This window comes from Clostridium sp. Marseille-P2415 (genome assembly GCF_900155545.1).
In the GTDB taxonomy this organism is placed as follows: domain Bacteria; phylum Bacillota; class Clostridia; order Lachnospirales; family Lachnospiraceae; genus Lacrimispora.
Window position 1 is genome coordinate 2,875,009 of sequence record NZ_LT732526.1, and the last position, 18,335, is coordinate 2,893,343.

The following is an 18,335-nucleotide window of genomic DNA, read 5'->3' on the forward strand; positions in this document are numbered from 1 at the left end:
CTTTCTTAAATTCGATTGAGCTTCATGTACCTGTCTCCCTGTCCGGCAAAAATCATGCCAGGAACCATGCAGCGCCAAGTCCGCCCAGCATGACGAAAGCAGTTATATATTGCAGTACACCCGTAAGATAAGCGTTGGGAATGGAAAGTTTTAAGAAATCATTTGACTCCACCTTTGTGTAGGCGAGCCCCCATGCAATCCATGACTGGGTAATGCAGCAGCCGATATTTACGGTAATGGTCGGAATGGCAAAGACCGCATATAAGAACGGTATGGAGAAGGATGCAACATTGGACAATACGCCGAGCGTTGCGGCACCGCAGCCGACCAGGGTCATAGGCCCCCGGAACAACCCCATACAAAGCAGCACGGCAAATACAACACATACAACAATCTCACTTTTGGGCATAATACCTCCCAGTATCACTTTAAAATACGGAGAAGCATAGGATGCTACCGAATTAAACATCGGCAGGGTAAGGAGGAAGCCTACAAGCGGAGCAGTATCAACCACACCCTCATAGTAAAGCTTATTAACTAGCTGACAATTCTCTTTGAAGCTTCCTTTCAGTTTTCCGCACAGGAACAATGCCAGAAATCCAGCGATTACAAAACCTCCGATTACAGAGAAATCCAGCCAGATCTTCAACACCACCGGAACTACCGGAAGAATCAGGGTATAAAATGGGGCATTCTTCTGTTCGGAAGTTATTTTGCGGGTCTGAGCCGCCCATGCATGAACCGTTTTCATACGCTTTAATTGAATCGCGGTAAGAAAAGTAGTCATTACCAGCATAATCAAGAGCGCTGCATATCCCCAATGCAGTGCATACCAGCCAAGGGTGAATTCAGGCATTTGTTCCGGCGTGAGAAAGAATGCCCGGAGCTGAGTAAAAATTACAGGATTTAAATAAATACCAGCTGCCACAGAGCCCATAAAGTCAAACAGCGCAATGGCCTTGGGAATTCCAAGGGACATCAAAATCGGAAGAACAATCACACCAATTGCAATAACCGGACCTGCCCCCATCATAGCCGTAAAAATCAAAGCCGTTACAATATTTAACAGCGTCACCGTAACAAGGGGTTTGTCTCCCCCCAGTTCCACTGTCTTGCGGATAAGGGTGGAAGCAACCCCTGTTTCCATCAGCACACGGCCAAACCATGCTCCCCAGCAAACGTTTACCAGTGTAGTACCCCAGCCCTCGGGAGCAGACTGATAAATCTTATTCAAGATAGATATCAGGGTATTATCTTCTCCAAACTGCAGCAGCGGGTTGGCTGCCAGGAATGTCTCACTGGCAAAAAGTGTCCCTCCTAACGGAAGAATGGTCCAGAGAACGGTAATCACCAAAAAACCGATCATCAGGTTATGTCCCTTAATGCAATAGTAAGCCAGACCAAAAAAAGAAATCAGTAAAACAACTCCAATCACATACTCCATAATCATACCTCCTGTAACTTTTGTTTTCATACAATTGTAATCTTCCGCCGCTGCGTGAAGCGGCAGACCTCTCATGACTCTGCTTTTACCACTTCCTTCATCCTGTTAATCACCACTCCTACTTTCTTTCTTCTTTCCCTCCTTTAAAACCGATATAACCGCTGCCTGTTCTCAGAAACTTTGCTGCTCTTAACTCCATTTACATCCCTATTCAGTTCCAATGTATTTAATCCACGCAGGATTAACTCTTTTATCATCTCATTCTGGGTCGCCTTGCAAAAATACTTTCTCTTCACTGTTCTTAAATCAAGATATACGGTCTCTGTGGATGATGATCTGTTCCGGCAGATCGAAGATTTCCGGTTTGAAAACCGGTTCCAGACCCGTTCTGAAGCAACGGTAGAACTGATCCGCCTGGGACTTCATGCTCTGCATAAGGAAAAAGAGGCCTTGCGGAAAAAGGAATGAGGGGGAATCCCCTTATGAACGTGATATTTCTATTTCTTTGAAAACAAAATGCCTGAGACCGCTTGCAAAGCCAGTCAGGGACTTTTTTCAGTCCCTGGCCGCTTCCATGCTGAAACAGGCATTTTTTTCTTTAACGGAAGGCCTCAGACCCGGAAGACATTGCAACAGTCAGATAAAGCATTCCATAACATTCTCCTGATAGCCGGAGCATCTATATTCCCTGAGCAGCCTTCCCAGCGCCGCCAGCCTTTCATCTGTAAGGCAATCCAGCTGCTTGAGTCTCTTCTCACTGATGGTTTCCGAGGATATGGCTTTAAGGTAGATCTCTTCATGATAGCACCACAGCTTAAGCCGGTTTCCATACCGGCTGACCAGTTTCTGGGCAATGGCCAGACCCTCGGGATCAAAATCCCCGGAATAATACAGAGTCACTCCGCGCTCTGCCAGTAAGTCCAGCAAAACCAGCACCGAAAGGCGGAGCTGCCCGCCGGAACATATACAGGCGCATCTTTCACGGCTGTTTTCTACGATCCAGGAAAAAACAGAAGGATTTTCCACGATATAGACCTCCTTCCCTTCCACAGCCGCTGACTTTAAGGCACTTAGATTCTTGAGAGTCAGAATCTGAGGCTCTTCTCTTTTCAAATATTCCTCCATCCCCCTGTGAAGCTCTTTATCCGAGACATATCCGTGGATTCCGTAACAGAGAACCCAGTTGGACAGATCATCCTTTACGATACCGCCCCGGTACAGAAGCTCTGTTTTTTCTTCCGAATTGCCCGTACCAAAGCTTCCTGAACCAAACAGGCTGCGGATCCCATACAACAGATATTTAAGGCTTCTTTTTCCTTCATCAAAATAATGGGGATTTCCGGTAATGGATGCTGCAAAAACAGGAAGCCGCAGATAGGTTCCTGTAAGCGCAGGAAGCCGGTTTACAGCCTTAATGATCAGAGGCAGATTCTCTGTAAGCCAGTCTCTGTCCGAATGGTAATCCCTTGATATCAGTGCGGTTAAAGGATTGCCTTTTACCAGGCAGCTTACCAGCCATTCTCCGGCAGGCGTCCCATAGCAGCATTCCTGCATGCTGTCTAAGAATGCCTGCATTTCCAGCTCCTTCTTTGTCCGTTCCTCCTTGTTGGATATCATTTTCTCTTTCAAAACAAAGGGGACAAGCTCCTCTAAGGTACATTTATCATAACGGGTATGCTTCAATGCCTTTCTGATCCGGCTGACAGAAACGGTAAGCCTGCTGCCCTCCGGAACATTGATCTGCAAAAAGCCTTCCAGCGCCTCTGCCTCCTCCTTTGTCAGTGCATTTAAGCAAATGCTTCCTCCCAGACGGGAAAGGGTTCCATAGCGCTGCCGCAGGCCGGCAAACAAGCGCTCAAACCCCGGCTTTTTAAAATATTCCGCCGCCTGCACAAGCATTTCACTCTCGTTCCATATCTCCATCGACTGCCAGCCTCTTAACCTTTCCATTCCAGATATAAGGAAGTGCCGTGACAAATTTCGCATTCTCCTTGCGCAGCAGCTGGTAAATGGCAAGCTCCGGTACGGTATCGCAGTCTCCCCATAAAATCTGTGAATTAATGATAAACTCAAATTCCATATCCACCATGAGCCGGAACATGTCGCTGATGTTCTGCTCATCCACACCTGCAAAAGCCTCGTCTAAGGATACCAGTCTGGGAGCATCCGCTCTGGCCCCGTCATATTTGGCTACGACCGCCGAAAATAACGGTACATACATGGACATTGCCTTTTCCCCTCCGCTGAAGGTGAAAAATGCATTATTGGTCAATTCCCGGCGATTCTCTCCGGTCTTCTGGTAAAACAGCTGGAATTCGAACCATTTCCTGTAGTCCAGAACCTCCTTCATGATCCCATGGAAGCTGCGGCTGCTGCCGGTATCATCCATGATCCGTCTGGCCTCCTGTACCTTGGTCTGAAAATGCAGGGATAGCTGCTCCAGCTCTTCCTCCCTCATGAGCCCGGCATCCTTTTTCAGCAGCTCTACCAGCTTACCGGTATCAAGCTGCCCCTCCTCCTCTGCCTTTTTCTTCTTCCATACCAGGCTTAATTTCAGTCCGCTTGAGGTGTTCATACTTCCCATCAGCCGGTTCATCTTTTCGACCCAGCCTTCACTCTTATAAATCTTATAACGGATCTTTTTGCTCACGGTGTTGGCAAGAATATCCTCAAACAAAGCGCGGTCGCTCTCTCTCACCAGACTTTTCTGAATCTCCACATCTCCGGCAATTCCATGGATCAGCGTATCATAAGGAACCTCTCTACCTTTATACTTTGCAAAAATGGCAAGCCTCTTAAACCCCGGCTCCATGGCTCCATCCGTATAATCAGTATAATCCTCATCTCCAAAAATCGGGTTGATGGTCAGATTAAAATCAACCAGTTCGCTGAGATTCTCGTAAAATTTCTGCTGAAGCAGGCTGCTTAATTCCGTACTGCTCTTTATGTGATCCGGCTGAAGCAGCCGGCATACGCTTCCGGCAGCTTCCGATATCTCCTCCCAGGATACCTCCTCCAGTCCGCCGGCATAAGAAAGATTCTTCTCATCCACAAGCCCCTTCTCCAGAAGCTTCAGATCACAAAAACTCTTTTCCTTTTGGATTTTTATAGTGCCAAGCCTGTCTTCATTGAATTTATAATCCTTCTCATGACCGCTCTGTTTCAAGTAACAGTCCTTCTGTTCCTCCGGGATCTCTTTTAACCGCTGTACACAGGCCTCCAGCTGTTCCCTGACAGACTCATAATCCTGGGCTTTCAGCTGTTCCTCACAAACGGTAATGGTGCTTTTAAGCTCCATCAGCACCCGGTTCTGCTTATTGATATCATAACGGATCTCATCAAGAAGCTCCGTCAGTTCCTCCATTCTGTCTTTCAGGACACCAACGCTTTCAAATGTATGGAGATAAGCCTGATGCAGTAATTCCAGACTGCCGATGGCATCGAAATAGCCGGAGGCTTCCGCCCTTGCTTCCCTATATATGGACAGATCGCTTTTTAAATACAGCTTTTTGCTGTTTTCGGAGGCCGCAAGCCCTGCCTCCATCAGCTCCTTCTGAAGTACGGAAACCGCCAGCTCCTTTTCCTCTGCTTCCCGCTGCAGCTTGTCTATCCTTTCCACGGTTTCCGAAAGCTCCTTTACTGCCTCCTGTACGTCCCATTCAGAAGGGTATGCTTCGTACTCTGCCTTCAGCTTTAATATGGCCTTGTCATTTTCCTCAAGGGCCTTTCCGTCTTCCTCCAGCTTCCCGGCACATGCCGCCAGTTCCGCCTCCAGCTCCTGTATCTTTGCCATCCGGTACTTTTCCCTTGCCCTCACACCGATATATCTGGCTTCATAGCGATGGGTAATGGTTCCCTTTAACAGTCCCAGGCCAAATCTGCCTTCTTCATCAATCCAGGTCTGTCCTCCTCTTGCCGTTGCCACTCCGCTAAGCACAGCTGCAAGCTCCTGATAAAATACGATATCCTCTATCTCAGCAGAAATCTCCAGAAGCCTGGCTATGCTCTCCTTCACCACAGTGATATCACCAAAGATATAGGTATCCCTCATGCCGGTACGGGAAGCCAGGACCTTTTCTTCATAATTTCCAGGAACAAGTACCGCATCCAGCATTCCCATGCAGTTCAGGGCTTCTTCCAGACGGTTCCGCTTTTCCGGATCCAGCGTTTCGGCGAAATCCACCACTTTGTAAAAAGGATAATAGGGAATATGATTTTCCCTCAGCCATTTCCGGTTGGCCCGGACCCCATCGTCTTTATCCGGTTCCGGATCTTCTTTATTCTTCCATTCCTCCAGCTCCTGCTTCTTGCTGCCATATTCCTCCTCATCAAGCTTAAGCCGGTGAGCCATTACGACTCCGGCCTTCTGAAGCCCGGTCAGAATCCGGTCCTTCTGCTCACGGAGCTGTTCTTTTGCTTCTAAAGGATCCGTAAGCTTATCATAGGAGCGGATCCGGCCGGTAAAATAGTGCTCCGTCTCTTCAGAGAGGATTAAACAGGTATTGCCTCTGGTCCATTGGTAAAACTGCTCCTCCCACTCACTCTTCACCTGTCTTAATTGTTCCTCCTGATCCTTCTTAAGAAGAACACACTTCTGCTGCTCCTGCCTGGTCTTTTCAAGCTGGATGAGGGCTTCCTCCTGTTTTTCCGATATCCGCTGCCGTTTTTCCAGAATCCCGATGCCAAGGTCAATATCTTTGCGGAGGGTGTCCATCTGCCCTCGTAAGGTACCGAAGGAATAGGATTCCTCCAGCCCCTTCTTTAGCTCCTCTGCCATAAATACATGCTCATCAAAGGTCAGAACCTGCAGACCGGCTTCCATATCTTCAAGTTTTTCAAAAATGTCAGCCTTCTGCTGTTCCAGCTTCTCCTGCTGCTCTTTCAGCGCATAATGCAGCTCAGTTTCCTTTTGGCTCCTCTCATTAAGGCTCTTTTCTTTCCCGGCTAATTCCCGGCCTGCCAGGGCAAGCTTTTCTTCTGCCTCAAGCTTTTGCTCCATCAGCCTGGCAATATCACTTTTGTCCAGGCTTTCCTTTTTCTGCAGAAGGGAAGTCCTCTCAATATTTAACGCTTCTTCTCTCTGAATTTCCTTCTGGTAATTCCGGGCACATTCCTCAATGTTTAACTGTGTCCGGGTATATTCGTTCTCAATCCTGCGGTGTTCCTGTTCTGCCTTCCGGTATCTGTCTGCTTTTTCGTATAATACAGCACGGTTATACTGCTTATAAACCTCATTGATCCTGTCAGCTGCTTTTTTGCTGGTTTCAAGCTCTCGGAGCCTGGTCTTTAAATTGTCCATATTTTCTATAGCCTCTGACATGGGACGAAGATCCTCATCGGAAAGAGGAGGCAGGGAACTGCTCAGGATCTCATTTAAAACGGTGGGTTTAAAGTCCTTGGACAGCTTGGGGGTCCGCAGCTGTATCAGCAGATCCACCAGCTCCTTGTATTCCTCCACATTCTCGTAACCGAACAGGGTATCATTGACCAGCTTCATGTAATCATTCTGACCATCAATTACTTTACCGCCTTCCCCAAGACGGTTGGCCAGTTCTATTTTACTGAGGGTGATTTTATTTTTCAGTTCCTTATACAGGAAAAAATCACGGCCGATCCGGCGGCCATCCTGAAGGATGAAATGCCAGGAATCCAGCTTTTTATTTCTCTTTGCACAAAGACCGATCCCTATGGTCACATAGGAATCACTGTCCTTTCGCTTAAATTCCATATACAGATAACCGGTTCTTTCTTCTCTCCCGTCATTTTCCTCAAGAAGATAATTCTCAAGCTTCCTCGCCCTGGTTCCAAAGGGATCCAGCCGCTCAGCTGCTTTATTGCCGTCCAACAGAAGGGGAATAAAGCTCTGCATGGTAACAGACTTTCCCGAACCGTTGGCTCCCCGAAGGAGCAGCCTTCCATCTCTGAACTGAAATTCCTCTTCGTCATAATACCAGAAATCAATCAACCCGATCCGGTTAATAACCCATTTACTGGTCTGCATCGGTATCTCCCTCCTCTCTCTTCTGTTCCAGATAACGTTCCGGATAAGTTCCCATGATTTTCCCTGCAACCGGCATAATCTGTACTTCTTCTGTCACCGCATCAATCCGCAGGAAGTCCAGGCTCTTCAGTTCCTCTATAAGGCAATCCTCAAACTCCCGGCCGGACATCTCCCGGTAAGCTTTGGTCAGCCCGCTTCCATACTTCTGCCTTGTTTCCCGGATCATTTCCCTTAGCTTAAGCAACGGAACCAGAATCCGCTCATTGATTTCGGGCTTAAGCTCTCCTGATTCCACCCGATTCCTCACCTCTGCGTGAAACAGTAAAATTGCATCGGACAGGCTGTTTCTTGCGGGAAATGTCCTCCCTAAATCCCCATTTTCTCCCAGAATCAGATAGGCGCTGGATTTATAAATCTGAAGGGAGACATCCAAAAACTGCTCCAAATCATTTTCTATGATACTGCGGTAATTCTTTACATAATTAAAATCTTCATCCTGTTCCTTTTCCCTGTACATTCCAAGGGAAAGCAGCAATTTCCGGTATACTCTCTGCCTTCGTATGACCCCCCGTTCCTCATTCATATCAAGCCATTCGCTCTGGAAGAAATCGGCCACGGTTTGGTAACTGTTAATATTCTTAGTAAAAGTTCTGACGAAATACTTAGACAGTCCTGTATTCTCATACAGGGCCTCCGCCTCCATATCCGTGACAAAATTATCCCCATTGCCGTCGTCAATCAGCAACAGATCATTTTTCATGCAATATTTCATCACGCGGATCAGCCTTTGACGGTTGGTATACACAGTCCACGCCATCTGACCCTCAGGAAAGCTTGCCGTAATATACTCCGTCAGCTGGGACAACACGAACTGCTCTTCTGCCTCCTTATCCTCCAAAAACATGAGGATCACACAAAAAAGAGCATAATCCGACGGATTCTTAAATTCCTGGACTCCCATCCATGGAAGGGCTTCCCCCGGAAGCTTCTCCAGCTTCACCAGACTGCTGTTGCTTATGATCCGGTATCCCAGCTTTTCCACAAGAAAATCCCGGACAGTCCCCAGTTCATCCTTGATCCGGTAGTACCGGTCCCGATCCCTGTATTTGGAAATCCACCGTTCATTCATCAATTCTTCCAGTACATTCACGAATTCCCTGCCTCCTCAAATTTAAGTACGAACGCCGGCATTTCAAACGCACCATCCTCACATTCCACGACGCAGCGCTCTTTGGTATCCGGATTTTCCACGCGGTAAACTCTCCCGTCCTCCGTCTTGCCTGTCCCGCTGCCCTCCAGGGCCTTTGCCAGCCACCGAAGAAGGAGGTTTCTGGTGTTTTGCTTAAGGACCGGAAGCATTGCAAAATCAATCTCTCCTTCCTTTAAGAAGCTGTCCATCATCATTCTCTCCCGTTTAAGCTTCTCCATGGCCTCTTTTCTGGCCTGCTCTTTCTCCGTACCGTACTCCCTGATATGGCTGCGCTCCGTTCTTTCACGGTATTCCCTTACCCGGGGCACAATCTCCATCACACAGGCCGGTTCCTCATAGATGCCTGCATTGATGCTGTCTGTGGTCCTCTCCATTCCCCCTTTTAAATGGAGGGGCCTTTCCACTCCGAATACGACTGCAGACAGGCAGTGTGCCTCACTAATATCCCTGCATGATAAAAAGGTCCCGCACAGCTTCCGGTACTCTTCCTTCCGGTTGGCACCGTTTGTAAACTGCTCACTGATCCGGGTCGCATAACGGGTGATTTTCCGAATGCTTTCGTTGGTCATATCAAAGAGCCGGGATGCCTCACTGGGAATTCCGTTACACTCCGTAAACCATTCCTTCATGCTTATAAAACGGCCCTTTGCCTTCTCATAAAGCTCCTCCGGATCTAACTCTGTGTCGAGCCTGGGTATGGACATCTCATATTCGACTGCCTTATGAAATATCTGTTCTGCCACTTCCTCCGTTACCTGCTTCATCAGATTTTCAATCATTCCCACATTCAGCTGCAGCCCCTTCACAAAGGAACGAAGATAGTCGATCAGCTTATCCTTATACGTTAAAAACTGCGTGGTTTTCATCAGTTCTTCCGCCCTGGCGCTGTTCAAGTCCCGCATATAGTCCTGATAATTCTGGTTCAGCCTGATAAAATCATTATTCAGATCATTCCACCAGCCATATACCTCAAGCGGAGTTCCTTCCGATATCCGGAAAATCTTCGCCATCTCAGATTTAATTTTCTCAAGCAGCGTGGGCTCTAAGGACGCGCCTTCCACAAAAAGCTTCTCCAGCCGGATGGTCATTCTCTCGATCTCAACGGAATATTCCGCAAGCTGGTATCTGTACTGTCTGTTCTTAAAGGCTTCAATGGAAGTAACCCTCTTAGTATCCTGCATGGTCAGAAGATTTCCCCAGCCCAGCAGCGAGTCCAGATCCTGGCGGCACTGGTCGACGGTGTAGTCAGCAAATTCCTCGTGGGAGCTTAACTCCCGGTAGATTTCTTCCTGCTCCATCCAGTACTTGATTTTTTCATACTGCATATAAAAAAAGCGAAGAATCACACGATACCGCCTGGCATTCTCCGCTGTTAAATATGTGGTTTCTTTGATTGGCTTCATTAGTTTTTCGGTTAGCTGCATTGCACTGCTCCTTGGTGGTACTGTTATGACATAATCATAACAAAAGATTTAAGATATTACAATGGTTTTTTCTTCAAGGTATAATACTTCGCTGCAAACACCGGTATCAAAAGAAGCTGCCTGCTATGGGAATCCCAATAGTAAGCAGCTTCTTTTATTACATCTTTTTAGGTACGAAATTCAATTTCAGAACCGGCTGGTTCTGTTATCCACCAGTGCACGGATAATATCGAACTCTGGCTGGAGATTTTCATATTCATCTCTGAATTCTTCATGTTTCATTTGATCATCCAAAAACTGATTTAAGGTTTTCATTTCGTCTCACCATACCTCTCCAAATAATCTTTCCTATATCTCTTGGCAAGTTCTATCTCATTTTGGGGAAACGTGGATACCTTTCCCGCAGATGCTTTTTTATCCTACGAGAAGCGAAAAGGATCATATTTCCTGGCAATCAAGCAAGAAGTCGATAATATTCATTTGCCTGATGCCATCTTCGCCCATTGGGAAATCATCCATAGTCAGGACAAACTTCGGATAGTGATCCGGGATTTTCTTCAATGATGCAAATTCTCTCTCATAAGTAACCGGGTCTAAAATGCTGGCTGAAACCTGATAATAGATTTTATTATCGCCCAGCTGTGCGATAAAATCCACCTCTCACTCCGTCGATAACATTCCCATGAACGGAACTCAGTTCCGTTTTCGTGAAATATCAAGATTTATAATTTCTGCATTTTCTTTGATTAAATAATCATTCGAACCAATTCCTACTTCCACCGTATCTAAAACTAAATCATATTTTAAAGGAATTTTATATAATTTAAGTTTTGAAGCTACATCCTTATCATAAATGAAAAACGGACTGTCAACTTCTTCAAACAGAAAAAAATCCCCTTGTAAAACATCGCAGTTATCACAGCAATTAGCCAGATAAGAGCTTTTTATTGTCTTTGAATATCTCTTTTTGTAATTATATTGACTTTGTATGTACTCCATTAATGCAGCTGGCATAGGCTTTATATGGGAAGCAATATGTACTTCTCCGCTCTCATAATAGTGATCTTTGTCTGAGTCTCCCATATTCCAAAATTCATAATAGTTTTCAATACCATAACCAATAACCCTTGTTGTCTTGCCGCACTTAAAACAAGTGTTTTTACCTTCCACGATATATAAACAGTCACATATAATTTCAAAGTTACCGTTTTCAGAAATCCATCTTACAAATTTAGGATAATCACTTTTATTCTGAACATACCACTTTTTTAATTCCGGATTCCACCTTGCTCCTAATTTCTTAGCCTCATCTTTTTCATTAAATGGGACATTTAACAGTAGTGCCATTATATATCTCTCCTCATTATAAGTGTATTTGAATAATTTATATGAAAAATAAAAATTCTATTGCATTTTGTCCAGGTTTTTTATTGGACAGAAGATCACATGACGAAGTTGAATCTCTTACTTATTTCAGCAAGCACTATGTCTTCACAGCTATAAACTCTTTATGGGAAATTATGTAAATCAGTTTTTTTCTTAATGTCCCAAATATAGGTCTGCAATCTGCAAAAATCATCAAGATTCTCTTTACTGACGATATCTTTAAGCTTACCCAGGATTTTTACATTGCTTATACTTGACCCACTACATTGTATATGACTAGTATAACATAAATTGCAAACGTGGTCGTAAATATTTCTCATTTTAACACTTTAATTTTTGAACTCGCTGCAAAAATATGATATACTACACTTATTAATAAAAGGTATGGTAAATGCAAATGAAACCAACAAAAAAAGCACTTTTAGTCACAACAGTCAGCGGCTTCGTTCCCCAATTTGAAATGTCAAATGTCCATATCCTCCAAAGCATGGGATATGAAATTCATTATGCAGCTAATTATAATACCCCCTCCTATGGCAAAGATAACCATCGGCTGGATGGAACCGGTATTATTCGGCATCAGATAGATTTTATCCGAAGTCCCTTTAAGCCCCAAAATATCAAAATCTATAAACAGCTTAAGCAGCTGATGCAGGCGGAACACTTTGACCTTGTCCATTGCCATACGCCCATGGGCGGAGTCATGGCACGTTTGGCTGCCCATGCGACAAAAACCGCTCCGGTCATTTATACCGCACATGGATTTCACTTTTTTAAGGGAGCTTCCATCATCAACTGGCTGTGTTACTATCCGATAGAAAAGATTCTCTCACGTTTTACTGATGAACAGATTTGCATTAATAAAGAGGATTATGAACGCGCAAAAAAACATTTTCACGCAAAACATGTTGATTATATTCCAGGAGTTGGGATAAACATTGAAAAAATTCAGAAAACAGTTGATGTCTCTCGCAAAAAAGAGGAACTGGGTCTTCCTAAGGATAAAGTAATTCTTCTGTCTTCGGGTGAACTGATAAAACGTAAGAACCATGAAGCAATTATCCGTGCAGTCGCGGAATTAAAGCAGAAATCTGCTGCCTCTTCAGAACCTTTACCTTTGGACTTTCATTATGTGATATGCGGACATGGAGTATTAGATGGATACCTGCAACAAATAGCTGAAGAGCTTGAGGTTTCTGATTCTATATCTTTTTTGGGATACCGGGAAGATATGATGGAGATTTTCCAAATTGCAGATATGTTTATTTTCCCTTCATTTCAGGAGGGGCTTCCCATGGCTTTGCTGGAAGCTATGGCATACGGTCTTCCAGTCATCTGTTCGGATATACGCGGAAGCAGAGATCTGATGGGAAAATGTGCGGAACAATCATTGGATTATTGTGATGGGGGGATTATGGTAAAACGGACTGATGACATATCAGCATACGGCCAGGCGATTCTACTATTGTTAAAGGATAGGAACTTGATGCAGGAAATGGGGAAAAAGAATAGCCATAGGGCGAAAGAATTCAGCGATAAACTTGTAAAAAGTACTATGGAAAAAATATATCGTGGGTTACTGCCTTAACTTCTTACAGAGAAAATCTGGTTCTGTGCTGAATATAAGAAATATATTTCATATCTCTCATATTTGGCACAGAACCGGATTTTTAATTACAGGACTATACAGCCAATCACTTTCTTATTCAAGTTATAAACAGCTTCTAATTCCTTCAGGATATCATCATATTTTGAAACTCCGCACTTTTCAATGAGGATAACTCCGTCCACCTTTGGAAGTCTTGTTAAAGTTTCCGGACATTTATTCATATCCACAGCCACCTCAAAATGTATATCAGGAAGTTTCTCTTTTAGCTTAGACTCAATACTGCTTAAAATATCGCCTTCGGTTGTTCCTGTTAATAAGATTGCCTGACCTTCCTCTGTATAGTTTGCGGTGTTTGCTGCAATTCTTTCATAAACAGTTTCATCAGAAATGTATCCTTTTCCCTCCAGCCTGTCTAACCAGCTGTCAATTCCTGAAAAAGCTCTCTTTTTTCTTTCCTTCGTAAAAACACCTAAGATCTTTATGTCAAAACGATTTTTTAACTCATTTGAAGAAATCACCTTACCGCTCATAAATGCTATGCTGATAAAAAAGACTGTTATAAATCCACCGAGGACACCGCCTAAAACACCATATTTGATCCCATTCTTTAATATGTTCATCCTTGATAAGCTTACTGGTTTTTCAGGCTCTTTCAACTCTTCAAGCGCAGCCTGAGTATCATCAAGACTATTATGCATGGTAGTTAGATTATTAATTCTTTGTTTCTGATTCTCTGCAAGTACCGGATCGGTTACCGTGCTTATATTCTGGTTCATAACAACCATTTTATGAAGTCCTAAGCTATCTTCAACTTCCGGATACATAGATTTCAAACTGTCTAAAATTATATCTAAAATTTCCTCCGCTCCATCTTTATCAATATAAGTGCTAGAAATTGTAAGCATATTACCGTCATAATCTGTGGTAACATTAATTAACTCTTTTAAATATTGTGTATCTATCGAATTCTCCTGTGAAAACTTTAAAAGGCTGTTTCCTTTATCTACCGCAGAAGCATAGGCCTTTAAAACACTATCTGCAGGGTCGACCGCAGTAACCGTCAAACCATTTTCTGCAGTTTTTTCTTCCATCTTCACAAAAATATCTGTCGTAGCCACCCATTTGTTATAAGGATCAACTTTTAATAAAACAGATTTTTTCTGATAATTTTCTTCATTTGCAATATTTGCTATAAGATTATTAATATCTCTTTCATAACCAGCTTTCGTCTGTTCATATTCATTTATATCAGCTTCATAATTTTTCTGTATTTTAGCAATGTACTCTTCATCCTGATGATCAAGAATTCCTTTTCCAAACTTATAGCCCCCCATCAAGGCAGCTATGGCGAGCGCAATAAGTAATACCTGACGCCACTTATGTAATATAAAAAACAACAGCTCCTTTAAATCAATTTCCTGTTCATATGTATTGTCCATATTTTCTCCTTATTAAATCCTAACATATTTTATCTTGAGCCTTTACCAGTTAAAACCACCCAAACCGTCAAAATTAAAATCTTTATATCCTTTAAAATTGACCAATCATCTATGTATTGCATATCCAGCTTCACGACTTCGTCAAAATCCTTGATATCACTTCTGCCGCTGATCTGCCACAAACCTGTCAAACCAGGCGTCATGCTTAAACGGCATTTATGCTTGGCCTCATAACGTTCAAATTCATCAACTGTCGGAGGACGGGTCCCCACCAGGCTCATATCACCTCTTAAGACATTCCAGAATTGTGGTAATTCATCAATACTTGTCTTACGAATAAACTTGCCTACCTTTGTTATCCTTGGATCATCTTCCAGTTTGAACATAAGTCCCTTCACTTCATTTTTCTTCATTAATTCCTTTTTTCTTTGTTCTGCATCCTGATACATGGAACGAAACTTATAGAAAGTGAATTTGCGTCCGTTTTTTCCGACTCGAGTCTGTCCGAAAAATACGGGCCCCGATGAATCCAGCTTTATTGCAGGGGCAACAAATATTGTGGCAATTGCCAGTATTATGATTCCTATGATACTTCCGATAACATCCAAAATTCTTTTCGCCATCATTTGTCTTGTGGAAAAGATGTTTCTGGCAAATGTCACTACTGCATACTTACCAACCCGGTTTAAGGTCTTTTTCCCTCCGGATGTAATATTGAAAATATCAATATTTACATCTACGATAACCCCCATCCCTTCCATGTCTGATACCCATTGCTGCAGCATCGAATCAGACATTATAGCTGGATCGTTAATAAATACCTCATCTACGTTATGGTGAATAACGTAATCAATTAAGGTTGACTTATCCGCTACAACCGGTAACCCGCATACAGCATTTCCAATGATAGATTTATCTATTAAAACAATTCCTGTCAGAATACGACTCCATTCGTTGTATTTAATTAAATTTTTGATAACTGTATCGACCTGTTCCGCTGTTGTTACTACAAGTAACCGATTACTATATTTACTGGTTTTAAAAACTTTTATCATGAACTGTTTAAATGTAATTCTTCCAATAAAAGTCAGTAAAATATTTAAAACAATAAAATAACCATAGACTAATCGAGAAAGTTCACTGCTTCTATGTATAAGAAATAACGTTACTACCCAGAGAACGGAGAAAATCATCTGAGAACGAATAATAGATACCAGTTCTTCAAAATATCCCCTTCGGAAGAAATGTCTGGCGAAATTACCAAATATACTAACAAGTCCATAAAGCATGGATATAAGCGCAATCTGCCATAACTGATCACCATTATCATATATACCATAAACCATTCCATAGCGTATTTCAAAGGCTATTCCCAAACTTATCCATAAACAGATGATGTCAGTCAATAATATAAATATATTCTCAATAGCTTTTCTCTTTTGATACATTATAAGGCTCCTTAAATTAATGGTAATATATATTGCACCAGATCGCAGGCTTGATGGTTTGCCAGGTACAATAATTCAGCCACTACTTTTTTAAATCTCAAATTCTATGATACGAAGGCCGAAATCTTTTCTGCATCTTGAAAATTTCACATTAATAAATCCTTGAAACCAGGGTGTATCGTATACTTATCTCACCACAAAACAGGCATGGTATACCGATGTCTTTCGTGTTAAACCGTCGTCAACAAATTTCTTTTAGCACTTCCACTGTTAACCTGACATACAGGGAAAGAAAAAAGAGTGATAAATCATGGGCAAAGGTCCTTGTTAAACATATTTTCCCTATCATCAAGGAAGAACCTTTATACAATAATAAAAACATCTAGACAGAATGCATCGTACAATATCATGTTGGAGCTCTTATCCTCAAGGAACTTCATTACATGACGGATGATGAAATCGTGGAGTTCCTCATGTTTGATATTCGCTTTCAATACGTACTTCACGCGACAAGCTTTGAGTAACAGCTGCTGAGTGATAAATCCTCAGTCGCTTATGAAACCACTTCTTTACTTACGAGGTTATAGACGGTAAATATCTTAACCATGATTTTGTGACAGGGCTTACTGGTGAGATGGATTCCTTTATGAAGATTAATTCCAGAATTAAGAGAATGGATTCCCTGATGGTTGCAGCCAATATTAAAGCTGAACCGACTGGAGCTGCTATATATCTGTATTTAAAACCTTGTAACATATCTCGTAAGAAAGGGCAGGACGACAAATTTACCGGAATGGAGCATCATTACGATCCAAGCCAATTGCAACAGAGTCATCTACTACAGCCGGAATCCCGATGTAAAGATAGACTAAAAACCATATCTTCTAACACAGATGTACTGCCTTCTGCCTGCAACAGCGACTAAGAGAATTATCTGCATAAAAATGAATACCGTTCAAAATCTTTCAACAAACAGCTATCGTGTTCCTATCTCAGAAATCAATTCCGGGGCTCAGATACAAATACAAAGACAGATGAAGACGGAAGAGTTCACGGAATTAAGTCGGTTCCGAAAAGGAGTGGAAACTATACTTTCCACACTCCACAGGAAATATGATGTCGGCCACATGCCAATTCGGGGAACTCTACTTACGAAACATTGGTACAGATTTAAAATCGCAACATTGAATTTTAGAATATTCAAATATTAGGATAGCTTAGAACAGAACAGCCAAAACCTGGTAATAGTCTAAAAATTGGTTATAGTAAATCACTGATTTAGTACGAGAATAACTCCGCATTGACTGCTTTGCGATTTTAACGTGAATTTTTCAATGTACAGAATCTTTTTATATAAAGGTTTTAACCCTCATATTATATTTATAAACTATCATGAATTTAATTATAGTATATTTTCTTATATAAAACAATTAGAAGTTTGTTATGCCGGCGTTAAAAAATAAATAAAAGCCAACTCATCCGTAAACTCCGATTTTTTCTTTGGAATGACTCTTCCACTTTTCTTCAAATTTTTGATAGTTATGCACATCAGGCTATTGCTCATCAGACATCTCCTTGTTTGGCCGGTGATCCAGCAGGTAATTTAAATACTTATAGATATTGAGACCGTTTGCCTTAGCCATCTCCACTATACTGTAGACTGTAGCACTGACGGTTGCCCCTTTGGGAGAATCACTGAATAACCAGTTCTTTCGGCCCAATGTAAAAGGACGAATAGAATTCTCGCTGAGGTTGTTCGAAATGCTACATCTGCCCTCCTCAAGATACGTCTCAAGATAGGCCCTTGTAGATAACCTTCAGCGCCTTCAGGGAATGCCTCTGCATTATATCCGGCCCGTGCTATTCCGTTTGTAATGCGCAGGCAGGCACCTGCAAGAGATAATTCCATCATAGGCATTCCTGGATTTTGCTCCTGGTATGATTCGGTATAAACAGCAGATGACTCTGAATTGGAAGAAACAGGTTTCTGCTCAAACTCCAGTTTCACCACTTCCTGTTTTGGAACTTCTTTGTAGGAACGTCGTGTTGCTGCCGGAATATCATAGCTGCCTTTATGACGGAGACGTTTCACCCAGTTATAAAAAGTACCGGGGTTGATATCGTGGTTTAGACACCACTGCTGATCAGACAGACCACTTTGTCTGCATTCCATAATGAGTCGGTACTGTTCGTCAGCAGATACTTTAGTTGCTCGTATGGCATTCCTCCATAATTTCAATGTAGTAAAATGCTTGCATCCCGCGTTATCTAGCAACACCAATGAAGTAAAACGCTTGCATTTCTTATCTACAATTATGGAACAAAATCATGGGGTGGCTATCCGTTGATTTAATTTGACACCTCTCTCAAATTT

General features: G+C 42.7%; 11 protein-coding genes and 2 pseudogenes. 2 read left to right on the plus strand and 11 right to left on the minus strand.

Translation table 11 applies throughout. The features are described from left to right. Positions 1–52 precede the first annotated feature (52 nt). Positions 53–1,444 carry a citrate transporter gene (locus BQ9856_RS18075; RefSeq protein ID WP_077612268.1) on the minus strand — a complete coding sequence of 464 codons (1,392 nt, stop codon included), beginning with the start codon at positions 1,442–1,444 and terminating at the stop codon, positions 53–55. A gap of 324 nt (positions 1,445–1,768) precedes the next feature. On the opposite strand from BQ9856_RS18075, the gene BQ9856_RS18080 reads away from it, so the two are divergent. After that, on the plus strand, positions 1,769–1,912 hold the full coding sequence (locus tag BQ9856_RS18080) for a hypothetical protein (RefSeq protein ID WP_235839246.1): 144 nt from the start codon (positions 1,769–1,771) through the stop codon (positions 1,910–1,912). A gap of 168 nt (positions 1,913–2,080) precedes the next feature. Here the strand turns inward: BQ9856_RS18080 and BQ9856_RS18085 are convergent, their stop codons facing one another. The 6 genes from BQ9856_RS18085 to BQ9856_RS18110 form a co-directional block, all read right to left on the minus strand. Continuing rightward, complete coding sequence (locus tag BQ9856_RS18085) at positions 2,081–3,367, minus strand: TIGR02679 domain-containing protein (protein WP_159442028.1); 1,287 nt, start codon at positions 3,365–3,367, stop codon at positions 2,081–2,083. Then, positions 3,345–7,445, minus strand: a complete 4,101-nt coding sequence (locus tag BQ9856_RS18090; RefSeq protein WP_077612271.1) for a TIGR02680 family protein — start codon at positions 7,443–7,445, stop codon at positions 3,345–3,347. The genes BQ9856_RS18085 and BQ9856_RS18090 overlap by 23 nt, the downstream gene beginning before the upstream one ends. Further along, the gene (locus BQ9856_RS18095; RefSeq protein WP_077612272.1) at positions 7,432–8,595 is read right to left on the minus strand and encodes a TIGR02678 family protein; all 1,164 of its coding nucleotides are present in this window, start codon (positions 8,593–8,595) and stop codon (positions 7,432–7,434) included. The genes BQ9856_RS18090 and BQ9856_RS18095 overlap by 14 nt, the downstream gene beginning before the upstream one ends. After that, positions 8,592–10,079 carry a TIGR02677 family protein gene (locus BQ9856_RS18100; RefSeq protein ID WP_077612273.1) on the minus strand — a complete coding sequence of 496 codons (1,488 nt, stop codon included), beginning with the start codon at positions 10,077–10,079 and terminating at the stop codon, positions 8,592–8,594. Before BQ9856_RS18100 ends, BQ9856_RS18095 begins: the two co-directional genes overlap by 4 nt. 438 nt (positions 10,080–10,517) lie before the next feature. After that, the gene (locus BQ9856_RS18105; RefSeq protein WP_077612274.1) at positions 10,518–10,736 is read right to left on the minus strand and encodes a hypothetical protein; all 219 of its coding nucleotides are present in this window, start codon (positions 10,734–10,736) and stop codon (positions 10,518–10,520) included. A gap of 36 nt (positions 10,737–10,772) precedes the next feature. After that, positions 10,773–11,426, minus strand: a complete 654-nt coding sequence (locus BQ9856_RS18110; RefSeq protein WP_077612275.1) for a DUF5710 domain-containing protein — start codon at positions 11,424–11,426, stop codon at positions 10,773–10,775. Positions 11,427–11,925: 499 nt separating this feature from the next. Between BQ9856_RS18110 and BQ9856_RS18115 the strand changes: the two genes are divergently transcribed. Further along, entirely contained in the window at positions 11,926–13,053 is a 1,128-nt protein-coding gene (locus tag BQ9856_RS18115) for a glycosyltransferase family 4 protein (protein WP_235839320.1), read from the plus strand. Between the two features lie 86 nt (positions 13,054–13,139). On the opposite strand, the gene BQ9856_RS18120 is transcribed toward BQ9856_RS18115, so the two are convergent. From BQ9856_RS18120 to tnpA, 4 genes and pseudogenes are all read right to left on the minus strand, one after another. Continuing rightward, positions 13,140–14,513, minus strand: coding sequence for a hypothetical protein (locus tag BQ9856_RS18120; RefSeq protein ID WP_077612277.1), 1,374 nt, complete (start codon positions 14,511–14,513; stop codon positions 13,140–13,142). Positions 14,514–14,542: 29 nt separating this feature from the next. Next, positions 14,543–15,961: a sugar transferase gene (locus BQ9856_RS18125; RefSeq protein ID WP_077612278.1), complete on the minus strand. Its 1,419-nt coding sequence runs from the start codon at positions 15,959–15,961 to the stop codon at positions 14,543–14,545. 1,553 nt (positions 15,962–17,514) lie between these two features. Further along, positions 17,515–17,757, minus strand: a pseudogene (locus BQ9856_RS18145) (IS66 family transposase); the annotation flags it as partial. A 278-nt stretch (positions 17,758–18,035) separates the two neighbouring features. Continuing rightward, positions 18,036–18,134: pseudogene (gene tnpA / locus BQ9856_RS25775) on the minus strand (IS66 family insertion sequence element accessory protein TnpA); the annotation flags it as partial. Positions 18,135–18,335: the final 201 nt, after the last annotated feature.

Bases quoted from the DNA above. Each gene is read 5' to 3' on its own strand.
- BQ9856_RS18075 (WP_077612268.1), bottom strand. From the start codon at position 1,444: ATGGAGTATGTGATTGGAGTTGTTTTACTGATTTCTTTTTTTGGTCTG.
- BQ9856_RS18085 (WP_159442028.1), bottom strand. From the start codon at position 3,367: ATGGAGATATGGAACGAGAGTGAAATGCTTGTGCAGGCGGCGGAATAT.
- BQ9856_RS18090 (WP_077612271.1), bottom strand. From the start codon at position 7,445: ATGCAGACCAGTAAATGGGTTATTAACCGGATCGGGTTGATTGATTTC.
- BQ9856_RS18100 (WP_077612273.1), bottom strand. From the start codon at position 10,079: ATGCAGCTAACCGAAAAACTAATGAAGCCAATCAAAGAAACCACATAT.
- BQ9856_RS18110 (WP_077612275.1), bottom strand. From the start codon at position 11,426: ATGGCACTACTGTTAAATGTCCCATTTAATGAAAAAGATGAGGCTAAG.
- BQ9856_RS18115 (WP_235839320.1), top strand. From the start codon at position 11,926: ATGTCAAATGTCCATATCCTCCAAAGCATGGGATATGAAATTCATTAT.
- BQ9856_RS18120 (WP_077612277.1), bottom strand. From the start codon at position 14,513: ATGGACAATACATATGAACAGGAAATTGATTTAAAGGAGCTGTTGTTT.
- BQ9856_RS18125 (WP_077612278.1), bottom strand. From the start codon at position 15,961: ATGTATCAAAAGAGAAAAGCTATTGAGAATATATTTATATTATTGACT.